Source organism: Candidatus Igneacidithiobacillus taiwanensis, from assembly GCF_031962545.1.
Taxonomy (GTDB): Bacteria; Pseudomonadota; Gammaproteobacteria; order Acidithiobacillales; family Acidithiobacillaceae; genus Igneacidithiobacillus; species Igneacidithiobacillus taiwanensis.
The window spans coordinates 1-11,943 of record NZ_JAVRKK010000064.1; the positions used below are offsets into that span (position 1 = coordinate 1).

Consider the following 11,943-nt stretch of genomic DNA (forward strand, 5'->3'; position numbering starts at 1 on the left):
TCTGGGCGCTTCCCGTGCTCTTTGCCATTACCGTACATGAGGTTGCCCATGGTTGGATGGCTTGGAAGCGCGGCGATCCGACGGCAATGCTGATGGGGCGTCTGACCCTCAACCCCCTCAAGCACATCGATCCTTTCGGAACGGTACTCCTGCCCGCTATGCTCCTGCTCTTTCACTCGCCTTTTCTCTTTGGCTATGCCAAGCCGGTGCCGGTAAATTTTGCCGGTTTGCGCGACCCCAAGCGCGACATGGTCTTGGTGGCGATTGCTGGCCCCGCCGCCAACCTGCTCATGGCTCTGTTCTGGACCGGGATCCTTTGGCTGGGAGTGCACTTGGCCGCAACGACGCCCTACTTTGCCGAACCCATGCAGTTGATGGGGCAGGCCGGTATCCTTATCAATGGCGTGCTGTTTCTCTTTAACCTGATTCCCATACCACCCCTCGATGGCGGTCGGGTGGCCGTCGGTTTGTTACCGCCGCAGGCCTCCCAAGCCCTTTCCCGGGTGGAGCCCTATGGCTTCATCATCCTCATCGTTTTGCTTTTCACCGGTGTTCTCTGGACCTTACTCGGTCCGGCCTTCGAGTGGTTTCAGGGATTCTTTTTTCGCTTGGGAGGACTCGCATGAGTACCACCGTCGTCTCGGGCATGCGCCCAACCGGTCGACTGCACCTCGGTCATTATCATGGCGTGCTGAAGAACTGGTTGCGCCTGCAGGAAGAACACGACGCCTTCTTCTTTGTTGCCGATCTCCATGCCCTGACCACCCACTACGAGCACCCGGAGGGCATTCGCAGCTCGACCTGGGAAGTGCTCATCGAATGGCTTGCCGTGGGGCTCGATCCGAACAAGGCGACCCTCTTCATTCAAAGCTGGGTACCTCAGCATGCCGAACTTGCCTTGCTTTTGGGCATGCTCACGCCCCTGTCTTGGCTCGAGCGCGTGCCCACCTTCAAAGACCAGCAAGAGCAGCTGCGTGACCGCGATTTGGCTACCTATGGGTTTTTGGGCTATCCGGCGCTGATGAGCGCGGATATTTTGCTGTACGACGCCGAGTGGGTGCCCGTGGGCGCCGACCAGGTGGCGCATTTAGAAATTTGCCGCGAACTGGCACGCCGTTTCAACAGCCTTTACGGCCGCAGTGCCGCCGACGAAGCGGCAATTACCGCGGGCCTCCAGGCCCTGGGTAAAAAGCGCAAGCAGGAGTTCCAGCGCTTGCAGGAGCGCTATCAGCAGTCTGGCGACGAGAGCGCTATCGCTACGGCTCGGGAGATGCTCCAGGAGGCCGGTAGCCTCAACGAGGCAACCAAGACCTTGCTGCTTGCGGCCCTGGAAGGGAAGGGACGCAGTATTCTCGTCGAGCCCCAGGCCTTGCTCACCGAGGCGGCAAAGATGCCCGGCTTGGATGGGCGCAAGATGTCGAAATCCTACGGTAACGCCATTGGCCTACGTGAGGAGCCGGAGAGCGTGCGAAAAAAGCTGCTGACCATGCCTACGGACCCCAAGCGGGTGGGCAGGCGCGACCCGGGTAACCCCGAAGATTGTCCGGTGTGGCCGCTGCACCAGGTCTATTCCTTCCCAGAAACCCTTGCCTGGGTGCAGGCGGGTTGTACCAGTGCCGAGATTGGCTGTGTCGATTGCAAACAGGCGCTGGTGGAAAAGGTGCTCGCCGAGCAGGCACCCATCCGGGCGCGGGCGGAGGAGTGGGCGGCGCAGCCCGAACGTCTGCGCGAAATCGCGGCGCAAGGGGCGAGCAAGGCACGGGCTCGCGCCGAAGAGACGCTGCTGCGGGTCCGCACGGTGATGGGGCTGGATGTCGGCTAACGATGCTACCGTCATTCCCGAGGGGCTCTACATTCCCCCCGATGCCCTCGAGGTGATCCTCGACCAGTTTTCGGGGCCCCTCGATCTCCTGCTCTGGCTCATTCGCCGTAACCGCATGGATATTCGCGACATTCCCGTAGCCGAGGTAACCCGGCAGTACCTGAGTTATCTGGAGGAGGCGCGGCGACGACACCTCGAGCTAGCAGCGGATTACCTGCTCATGGCCGCCTGGCTGGCAGAAATCAAGGCGCGCATGTTGTTGCCCCTACCGCCCGTAGAGGAAGGAGAGCCCGTCGACCCGCGCGAGGAATTGGCGCAGCGGTTGGCGTTACTTGCCCAAGTGCAGGCGCAGGCCGAAGCCTTGGCTGGTCTGCCGCGGGCAGGGCAGGATTTTTTGCTACCCGCAGCGGTAGCGCACGATCCGTTACCTTTTACGCCGCCGCCGCTACGCCCGCAGCATTTGCTGGCGGCACTGGAGCAGATTGTACGGCGTCAGGTGCATCGCCAAAGTCGCGCGCCGGCACCGCAGCGCTCCGTCGATTTGCGACAGCGCATCCTCGACCTCTTGCAGCGCTGCCGGGTGGCGCGGCGTCCTCTCTATTTTCGCGAGACCCTGCCGGAGCAGCGCACCCGTCTGCAACTGGGCTTGAATCTGCTCGCCATTCTCGAGCTCTTGCGTCAGCAGGCGCTGCGCCTGATTTGGCAGGATCAAGACTGGCTGATCGTGGCGGTGGAGGCGTGGGATGAGCAGTGAAGATGCCTTGCGCGATCTCCTCCTGGCAATCCTGCTGCTGAGCGAGGAAGGAATCGAGCGCGAGCGTTTGCACACCCTGCTCGCAGAGGAACACCCGCAGTGGCAGACCGCTCTCGATGCCCTCTGCGCCGATGGCTGGGGGCCGCTTGCCATCGTCGAACAAGAAGGACGCTATCAGGCGCGGCTACGCACCTCGTATCTCCACCTGCTCGACGATCTGCAGCTCGAAAAGCCGCGTCCGCTGCGTAAGGCAGTACTCGAAACCCTGGCGATCATTGCCTATCAGCAGCCCATCACCCGTCCGGAAATCGAGCACTGGCGCGGCGTTGCTCTCGCCAGTGGCGTAATGCAACAGTTACAGGAGCTCGGCTGGATCGAGGTCAAGGGGCATCGCGATGGTCCGGGCAGACCGGCACTGTGGGGTACGACCGAAGCATTTTTGCGGCATTTTGGTTTACCTTCCTTGGCTGCTTTGCCACCAATGGTTTCGGCAAGAGAAGCAGAGGACGCATAAGCAAATATGATGAAAAGATTAGAAATTGCTGATTTGACTGTGGCCGCAGGCTGACCGATATTGCGCGAGGAAGCGGAGAAGTCGAGATGATCCTTTTCGTGCACCATACCAATTGCTGGGTAGATTTCTGAGGAGCAAGCCATGGCACATGTAGTTATTTTGGGAGCAGGCACCGGCGGCATGCCGGCGGCTTATGAGATGAAGCACGCACTGGGTGCGGGGCACGAAGTTACTCTCATCAGTAGCAACGATTATTTCCAGTTTGTGCCTTCCAACCCTTGGTTGGGCGTTGGTTGGTCCAAGCGCGAAGACATTACCTTTCCGATTCAGCCCTATGTGGAACGCCGTGGCATCAAGTTCATTGCCAAGACGGCCGAAAAGATCGATGCCGAAGCCCAGGAAATCACCCTCGCCGATGGCAGTAAGGTACATTACGACTACCTCATGATCGCTACCGGTCCGCGTCTGGCCTTTGAGTTGGTCCCGGGTTCCGATCCCCACGAGGGTCCGGTGCAGTCCGTCTGTACCACCGATCATGCCGAGCTAGCCTACGGCAAGTATCAGGAGCTGCTCGAAAATCCGGGCCCCATCGTCATTGGCGCCATGCCTGGCGCCAGCTGCTTCGGCCCGGCTTACGAATATGCCATGATCGTTGCATCCGATCTCAAAAAGCGCGGTATGCGCGACAAGATCCCCTCCTTCTCCTTCGTTACCAGTGAGCCTTACATTGGGCACTTGGGCATTTCCGGCGTGGGCGACTCTACCGGTATTTTGACCAGGGGACTGCAGGAAGAGGGCATCAAGGCCTACACCAACTGCAAGGTGACCAAGGTCGAGAATGGCGAGATGCACATCACCCAGGTGAATGACAAGGGGGAGACCGAGAAGGAATTCACCCTGCCAGTGAAGTTTGGCATGATGATTCCGGCCTTCCGCGGCGTTCCCGCGGTGGCCAATGTGGAAGGCCTCTGTAACCCCGGTGGCTTCGTCATCGTCGATGAACATCAGCGTAGCAAAAAGTACCCCAACATCTATGCGGTGGGTATCGCCATTGCCATCCCGCCAGTGGAGACCACCCCGGTGCCTACCGGCGCTCCCAAGACCGGTTACATGATCGAGTCGATGGTCAGTGCCGCGGTACACAACATCAAGGCCGACATCGAAGGCCGTGTGGGCGACAAGACCATGGGTACTTGGAATGCCGTCTGCTTTGCCGACATGGGTGATCGCGGCGCCGCTTTCGTGGCCTTGCCGCAGATCAAGCCGCGCAAGGTCGACGTCTTCGCCTACGGGCGTTGGGTGCATTTGGCCAAGGTCGCGTTCGAGAAGTATTTCATCCGCAAGATGAAGATGGGTGTTTCGGAGCCCTTCTATGAGCGTGTGCTCTTCAAAATGATGGGCATCACCCGCCTCAAGGAAGAAGGCGAAATCGAACAGCGCAAGGCTTCCTGAGTTTTTGCGTTGTTGTGTAGCATCGGCCTCACCCCTGTGGTGGGGCCGATTTTTTACTGCCGGGAGGCAGCCAAATGGACGAAAAACTGCAAAAAGTACTGGCGCGTTATGGCTTGGGTTCTCGCCGTGCCCTCGAAACCTGGATTAGCGATGGTAGGGTCCAGATCGATGGGCAGATCGCCAAGCTGGGGGATCGAGTGGGTCCGTCGGCGCAGATCCTCATTGACGGCAAGCCCTTACGGATCCCTGCCTGGACCCAGGGTCGGCTGCGCATTCTGCGCTATCACAAACCGGCCGGAGAAATCTGTAGTCGTCGCGATCCCGAGGGGCGTCCTTCGGTATTCGACCGCTTACCCCGTTTGCGCGCCAGCCGTTGGATTTCCATTGGGCGCTTGGATCTCAACTCCGAAGGGCTGCTGCTGTTGACCAACGACGGAGACCTCGCCAATCGCCTCATGCACCCCAGCGCCGGATTACAGCGAGAGTATGCGGTACGCGTGCTCGGTCGGCTCAGCGATGCCCAAATTGCCCAACTCCTTGCCGGCGTCGAACTGGAAGATGGGCCGGCAAAGTTCCTGAGCGTGGAGGATGCCGGCGGGGAAGGGGCCAATCACTGGTATAATGTGACCCTCGAAGAAGGGCGAAATCGCGAAGTACGGCGGCTCTTTCAGGCCCTCGATTTGGCCGTGAGTCGGCTGATTCGCGTCCGCTACGGCCCCATCGAAATGCCGCGTCATCTAAAAGTTGGCTACGTAGAAGAGTTGCCCGAGGAAGAACGTGCGACTTTGCTTGCCGCTGTGGGCTGGCAGGATACCGCCGCCAAATCCGCACTACCCAGCAACGGCCGCGCAGCCGGGCGACAGCCGGCACGAAGGAACACAGCACAGCGATGACGGTGGAATTTGCCGCCGACTGGGCTTGGCTCTACCAGCGTCTCTCAGAGTGCTGGGGGGTGCAACCCTGGTGGCCGGCAGATTCGGCCTTCGAGGTCATGGTTGGCGCCATCCTCACCCAGAATACCGCGTGGACCAATGTCGAAAAGGCCATTGCCCGCCTGCGTGCTGCCAATTTGCTGACGGCGCCGGCTATCTTGGCAGCAAAGGCCGCAGTCTTGGAGGACTGTTTGCGTCCTGCCGGTTATTTTCGCATCAAGGCGCGGCGCTTGCTTGCCTTGGTGCAATTCCTCGTAGACCAGGGATGCGCTGAAAAACCGGAGAACTTGGCCAAGGGCTTGTCGGCGCCAGTGTTGCGGCCACGCTTATTGGCGGTGCATGGCGTTGGCGAGGAAACCGCCGACTCCATCCTGCTCTATGCCTTGGATTTGCCGGTGATGGTGGTCGATTCCTACACACGGCGCATCGCGAGCCGACTCGGCTGGGTTACCCCGGATATCTCCTATGCCGCGCTGCAGCGCGCGATCGACACCCAGTTGCCACCGAGAGACGTCGCCCGCCGCAAAGAATTGCATGCCCTGTTGGTGCAGCTCGGAAAGGACTATTGCCGGCCGCGCACGCCGCGCTGTGGCAGTTGCCCCCTCAACGATCGTTGCGCCTTTGCCGCGACCAAGGCGTGAGGCTGCCGTCAGCTTCGATTGGCCGACGCCATCGGCAATTGCCGCAGATATTCTTGGCTGCAGGTACATAGGCGATTGCGTTCGAGCAAGGTCGTCCAGATTTTACCCCCCGCCTGACGCCAGAGTACCCCGGCGCGAATACCCCCGAGGAGGAGGGTGCGAATACGGCTGGTATCCTCGTCGCGGGTCAGGAAGCGGCTCTCACCAGCTACGATGATGCGTGGCGACAAAGTGCCGATGCCTTCGGCATAGGTTTCCGCCAGGCCCGCAAGCACGCTGGGATGAAGGAGTTCGCCAAAATGATCGATCTGTCTGTGTGCCTGCTCGATGCCTCGTTGCAAGCGATCCAAAGCAGCCGGGTGAGCCAGCAGACGGCCACTGAGCTTGGCCAAGGACAGGGTATAACGCAGGAGCTCGGCTTCTTCTGCCTGGGTGGGGCCGCGTTGAAGCAATGGGCAAAGCTGCTGCAAGGGTCTTTGTAGTCCTTCCAGACCGGCGAGAGCGGCGAGGGCGTTCGGAGCATCGATGGCCAGAATACTTTGCACACTGAGGAGCAGCAGATGATTGTCGCTGCGGCCGCGGCGCGCCGCCTCTTGCACCTGCTGCGCCGCGCGCAGCATTCCGGCTAGTCCCAAGCAGCGATCGCCAAGACGTTGAGGAGGGGGGAGAAAGAGATTTTTCAGTGGCATTTGGAAGTACCGGAGGGAAGTAGTGTTTGTAATTTTTCTTCCAAGGTCTGACACAGTAATTGGCGCTCGCGCCGACGGAGTTTTTCGCCGCGACTGTTGCGAATGAAAAAAGTATCCTCGACTCGTTCGCCAAAGGTGGACACCTTGGCGCCAACGACGCTAAAACCCAGACTAGCAAGCACGGAGCCAACGAGGTAGAGCAGGCCCATTTGGTCGGCGCTGTGGATCTCCAGCAAGGTGTCGTCGAGGAGCGCATCGTTATCGAGGCGCAGCAGGAGGGGAACGGCGGCAAAAAAACGATGGCGTGCGTCGCGATGGCGGAGACCAAAACGCGGCGCTTTCTGTACCCCTTGGTTGAGCATGGCGTGCAGCTCTGCCGCGAGTTCGGCATGCGCGCGACTACTGCGGTGAAAGGCCCGGGTGTTGTCGAGTACATGAAAGGTATCTAGGGCCAGACCGTTGTCACTAGTATCGATGCGGGCGTCGAGAACACTCAGGGAGTGGCGGTCGAGCACCCCGGCAATGTCCTGAAAGAGCCCACCACGATCCGGGCCAAAAAGAAAGATCTGCTCGCCCTGCAAGGGATGCGCGCGAATGGCAACACGATAATCTTCCTCGCGTTGTACGATCTCCCGCCCCTGCCAGAGCAGCTCTTCGCGGTCATAGCGCAAAAAATAGCCGGCCGGCAGCGCCCGCCAAAGGCGTTCCAAGATTTCGCGCTCGGTGGGGGAGAAGGCAGCACCCAGTTCAGCAATGCGTTGGCGCGCCGCCGTAAGACGGTCATCAGCCGGGGTCCCAAAAGCGAGAAATCGATCGACGCTATCATATAGCTTGAAGAGCAGGCTGGCTTTCCAACTGTTCCAGAGCTCGGGGTTGGTGGCGCGCATGTCCGCAACGGTAAGCAAAAACAAGTGTGCCAAACGCTTGCGGGTGCCAACTACCTGGGCGAATTGGCGGATGGTTTCCGGGTCGTCGAGGTCGCGGCGCTGGGAAGTCGACGACATCTGCAAATGCTCCTCCACCAGCCAGCCGACCAAATTGCGCTCGCTCTCCGGCAACTGCAACCGACGCGCAAACCGCCGCCACTCGCGGGCGCCGATGCGCGAATGATCGCCGCCGCGCCCTTTTCCGATGTCATGAAAGAGTCCTGCAAGAATGAGATACGCGGGTTGATCGATTTCCTGCCAAGCCCGCCGAATCGACGGTGTTTTCTCATCCTGCCAGAGTTCGGCAAGTTGTTCTACCAGAAACAGGGTATGTTGATCGACGGTGTAGACATGAAACAGATCGTGCTGGATGAGGCCACTGATGCGCTGAAAGGCGGGTAGCACTCGACCAAGCAATTCCGCACGATGCAAAGCGTTGAGTACGCGCTGGGCGCGTGGGGGGTCGACGATGGCTTGCAGAAAGGTCGCCCGAAAGCGCGGATCGGCAAAGAGGCCTGGGTTCCATTCTGGCGCCTTTCGACGGGCCGCCCACACGGTTTGCGCCGCCAGTTCCTGACCACTGCTCGCCCGTTGCGACCACAAACGCAGCAGGGCGATGGGCGACTCCGGCAAGTCTTTTGCGCTGTCGCCAACGGTTCCGGTAGCGAGATATTGCGCGATACCTTCCTCGGCTACTGCGGCAAGCTGCTGAATTCGCGCAAAGGCCTGATAGAGCTTCTGCATCAAACGCTCTGCCGCACTACGGCCGCCTCTGGCGCGTAGCCCGAGATCATTGGCAATTGCTTCTTGCAATTCCAGGCGCAGGCGATCCTCGCTGCGGCGACTGCGCTGGTGCAAAGCAATGCGCACCGCCGTGAGAAAGTTTTCGGCAGCACGCAGCTGGCGCAGATCTTTGGCGTCAAAAATCCCTACCTGTTTTAGCGCAGCCAAGTCCGGTTGCTGCCAAATTCGCCCCGCCAACCACAAGAGTTGGTGGACATTGCGCAGACCGCCGGGGCCATCTTTGATTTGCGGTTCGAGGTGATAAGCGGTATCGCGAAAACGACGATGCCGGGCTTCTTGCTCCGCCACCTTGGCCGCAAAGAAGGCATTGATCGATTCTGGCGGAGTTGCACGCAGCCGCTCCTGGAGCATTCGCCAGGGCGCGCGCTCGCCAATCAAAAAACGACACTCGAGAAGCGTTGTCGAAACGCTGAGATCGTCCCGTGCTGCCTCCAGAGTTTCTGCAACACTGCGCAAGGAGGCACCGACCTGGAACCCTGCATCCCAGAGCACGGTGAGAAAGCGACTGACAAAATCTTCGGCGGTGCAGTCGGGCGCGCGCAACAAGAGGAGATCGAGATCGGAATAGGGAAACAGCAAGCCCCGCCCGTAGCCCCCCACTGCCAGTAGACAGAGCCCATCGGGCGCCCCGAGTTGCCGCCAGAGCACTCGTAGATACTGGTCGATGGCACGTGCATAGAGGCGCAAACGCTGCCTGCTGGCACCAATAGTAGGAAAAACCGGCGCTGTCGGCAGCTGGGTCGCCGAGGCCAAGGCAGTGCGCGAGGAATGGAGAACCGCCTCTGTCTTCAGAGAGGGTCTCCGGGCAGTTGCGTTAGCACCTCATAGCCGGTTTCGGTTACCAGTACCGTGTGTTCCCATTGTGCCGAAGGGCTATGGTCTTTGGTGACGATGGTCCAGCCATCGGGCAGGGCCTTGATATGGCGTTTGCCGGCATTGATCATCGGCTCGATGGTAAAGGTCTGCCCCGCAACCAGGGCGAGGCCCTTACCCGGCTCGCCGTAGTGGAGAATCTGCGGCTCGTCGTGAAATTTGCGCCCAATGCCATGTCCGCAAAACTCCCGCACTACCGAGCAATGCTGCGCCTCGGCGTAGCTCTGGATGGCATGGCCGATGTCTCCCAGGGTCGCACCCGGGCGCACCACCTCGATGCCACGCACCATTGCCTCATGGGCGACTTCCACCACTCGCCGCGCTTTCAGGGGGACGTTGCCGACCATGAACATCTTGCTGCTGTCGCCGTGAAAGCCATCCTTGATGACGGTGACATCGATGTTGAGGATGTCACCGTCTTTGAGAATTCGATCGCCAGGGATCCCGTGGCAAATCACATGATTGACAGAGATGCAGACTGACTTGGGAAAGGGGGGGTATTCCGGGCTGGGCTGGTAGTTGAGGGGTGCCGGGATGCCCTGTAATTCGTTGACGATATAATCGTGACAGATGCGGTCGAGTTCGCCGGTGCTGATCCCTGCCCGTACGTGTGGAGCAATCATTTTTAGCACCATGGCGGTGAGCTGACCGGCCACGCGCATTTTCTCGATTTCTTCGGCATTGTGGACGACTACCGGGGGGCGGGCTTGGGCTCGACGTAACATCCGTACTCCTTGCACGATCCATTCAGAACAACAGGGGTTCCGCGTTGCTAAGGGTTATACTATCAGGCCTGACCCGGCTGCGATAGGCAAGGATCTCGATACCCAAGTCGCGTGCCTGCCGAAGGCGCTGGCCGTATTCCGGATCGATGGTATCGGCGGGTGCGAATCCCTGCCCATCCTCCCGCCCGAGCAAAAAGAACATTACGGCGCGATGTCCTTGCTTGTGCACTTGTTCTAACGCCGCAAGATGGCGCAGTGCACGAGTGCTGCGCGCGTCGGGAAAGCGCAGCACCCCGTCGTCGTCGAGTAGCGTGCAGGATTTGACCTCCACATAGGCCTTTCCACGTCCCGCATCCTCGAGCAGAAAATCCACCCGTTCGTGCTCGCCATAGGCCACCTCTGGGCGTAACTGGGCGTAGCCTTTCAGTTCATCTACTTTCTGCGCTGCCAAGGCCTCGGCAACTATGGCGTTGGGGCGTTGGGTGTTGACGGTGACCCAGCTCTTCCCGCTCCAGTACAGCTCCCAAGTCCAGGCCAGCTTGCGCTTTGGGTCGTCGCTGTGTGACAACAGTATTGGTTGCCCCGGCTCGGCGCAGCTCTGCATGCTGCCCGGATTCGGACAGTGCGCCTGCACCACGGTACCGCCTTCGAGCTCGCAGTCGGCTAGAAAACGCTTATACCGGCGCAGTAGAGTCGCCGGCTGCAGGGGAGGCAGTTTCATGCTGTCTTCGCCTGCAGTGAGGCGCGCAGGGTGCGCAGCAAGGTCAGAGTGGCAGGATTGGCATCGCGCCGGTGCAAGACCGATAGCCGATGCGGAATGGCTGGCACCAGCCCAAGCAGCGCCAAATCGGGGTCGAGCTTGGCCTGCAAGAAGGAAGCAAAAGCGAGTCCCAGCCCGCTACGTACCCCCTCCCGAATGGCGGTGAGGCCACTGAATTCATAGCGGATGGGCAGAGTGATGCCGGCGCTGCGTGCCGCCGTCAGGACCGCTTCGCGAATTCCCGATCCGGCCTCGCGCCAGATCAGGTCTACCTGGTCTAGATTTGCCAGTGCCAAGGGATTGCCTTCCTGTGCCCATGGATGATGGGCCGGCAGTATAACCCCGATTTCCGTCTCCACTAGGGTTTCCTGTACCCAGTTCCCTTGCTCGCCGGCCGGTAGATCGTCCTCGACGAAGACCAAATCGTATTCCTCCCGCGTTTGCCGTGCCTGGCGGCTATTCAGGGCGCTCACCTGGAGATGGATGGCGGGATAGTCGCGATGAAATTGGGCGAGCAGCCGTGGCAGCAAGGCCTCGGCATTACTCTGGCTGGCGGCGAGGTGGACGGTACCGGTGAGCAGTCCTTGACTGTCTTTGCACAAGCCATCGGCTTCGTCGATGGCCGCCTCGATCCGCTCGGCAATGCGCCACAAGGCGATGCCGATGGGCGTGGGTTGGATGCCGCGATGGGTGCGACGATACAAAGGTTCGCCTATGCGCTCTTGCAACTGTTTGAGCCGATGGGAGATGGCTGGCTGAGTGAGAAAGAGCCGCTCCGCCGCCTGGTGCAGATTGCCCGCCCGCGCGGCCTGGGCCCAGATCAACAGCAGCGTGGGGTCGAGGTGACGGTCCATGGGCAACTCTCGATAAAATTAGAAATACTAATCGGTAAACTAAATTTGATTCATTGGATTTGATATTTTACCGGCTATAGAATGATCGCGTCCAGTAATTGTATGCGTCCACCACCTTTGGCACTGTGGTAGATGTTGGAGGAGGAAGGATAGCGGTGGTTTCTGTCCGAGTCGATGGTGTGGCCGTTCGGCGTTGT

At 60.0% G+C, this 11,943-nt stretch carries 12 protein-coding genes; 7 read left to right on the forward strand and 5 right to left on the reverse strand.

Annotated elements, in window-relative coordinates:
- The 7 genes from RTI30_RS08895 to RTI30_RS08925 all read left to right on the forward strand — a co-directional run.
- A partial coding sequence (locus RTI30_RS08895) for a site-2 protease family protein (protein ID WP_312283672.1) occupies positions 1-626 on the forward strand: 626 nt, incomplete at its 5' end.
- On the forward strand, positions 623-1,822 hold the full coding sequence (locus tag RTI30_RS08900) for a tryptophan--tRNA ligase (protein WP_312263061.1): 1,200 nt from the start codon (positions 623-625) through the stop codon (positions 1,820-1,822). The genes RTI30_RS08895 and RTI30_RS08900, both read left to right, overlap by 4 nt.
- The gene (locus tag RTI30_RS08905; RefSeq protein WP_312263060.1) at positions 1,812-2,576 is read left to right on the forward strand and encodes a segregation/condensation protein A; all 765 of its coding nucleotides are present in this window, start codon (positions 1,812-1,814) and stop codon (positions 2,574-2,576) included. The genes RTI30_RS08900 and RTI30_RS08905 overlap by 11 nt, the downstream gene beginning before the upstream one ends.
- Positions 2,566-3,090 carry an SMC-Scp complex subunit ScpB gene (gene scpB, locus RTI30_RS08910; RefSeq protein WP_312263059.1) on the forward strand — a complete coding sequence of 175 codons (525 nt, stop codon included), beginning with the start codon at positions 2,566-2,568 and terminating at the stop codon, positions 3,088-3,090. Before RTI30_RS08905 ends, scpB begins: the two co-directional genes overlap by 11 nt.
- A gap of 141 nt (positions 3,091-3,231) precedes the next feature.
- Positions 3,232-4,542 (forward strand): FAD/NAD(P)-binding oxidoreductase, encoded by a 1,311-nt coding sequence (locus RTI30_RS08915; RefSeq protein ID WP_312263058.1) that lies wholly within the window; start codon positions 3,232-3,234, stop codon positions 4,540-4,542.
- 74 nt (positions 4,543-4,616) lie between these two features.
- Positions 4,617-5,435 (forward strand): 23S rRNA pseudouridine(2605) synthase RluB, encoded by an 819-nt coding sequence (rluB, locus tag RTI30_RS08920; protein ID WP_312263057.1) that lies wholly within the window; start codon positions 4,617-4,619, stop codon positions 5,433-5,435.
- Entirely contained in the window at positions 5,432-6,115 is a 684-nt protein-coding gene (locus RTI30_RS08925) for an endonuclease (protein ID WP_312263056.1), read from the forward strand. Before rluB ends, RTI30_RS08925 begins: the two co-directional genes overlap by 4 nt.
- A gap of 8 nt (positions 6,116-6,123) precedes the next feature.
- Here the strand turns inward: RTI30_RS08925 and hflD are convergent, their stop codons facing one another.
- The 5 genes from hflD to RTI30_RS08950 all read right to left on the reverse strand — a co-directional run bounded on the left by hflD (position 6,124) and on the right by RTI30_RS08950 (position 11,746).
- Positions 6,124-6,798, reverse strand: a complete 675-nt coding sequence (gene hflD / locus RTI30_RS08930; RefSeq protein WP_312263064.1) for a high frequency lysogenization protein HflD — start codon at positions 6,796-6,798, stop codon at positions 6,124-6,126.
- On the reverse strand, positions 6,795-9,221 hold the full coding sequence (locus RTI30_RS08935; RefSeq protein WP_312263055.1) for an HD domain-containing protein: 2,427 nt from the start codon (positions 9,219-9,221) through the stop codon (positions 6,795-6,797). Before RTI30_RS08935 ends, hflD begins: the two co-directional genes overlap by 4 nt.
- Before the next feature lie 101 nt (positions 9,222-9,322).
- Positions 9,323-10,132: a type I methionyl aminopeptidase gene (gene map, locus RTI30_RS08940; protein WP_312283673.1), complete on the reverse strand. Its 810-nt coding sequence runs from the start codon at positions 10,130-10,132 to the stop codon at positions 9,323-9,325.
- A 22-nt stretch (positions 10,133-10,154) separates the two neighbouring features.
- Complete coding sequence (gene sfsA / locus RTI30_RS08945; RefSeq protein WP_312263053.1) at positions 10,155-10,853, reverse strand: DNA/RNA nuclease SfsA; 699 nt, start codon at positions 10,851-10,853, stop codon at positions 10,155-10,157.
- On the reverse strand, positions 10,850-11,746 hold the full coding sequence (locus RTI30_RS08950; protein WP_312263052.1) for a LysR family transcriptional regulator: 897 nt from the start codon (positions 11,744-11,746) through the stop codon (positions 10,850-10,852). The genes sfsA and RTI30_RS08950 overlap by 4 nt, the downstream gene beginning before the upstream one ends.
- Positions 11,747-11,943: the final 197 nt, after the last annotated feature.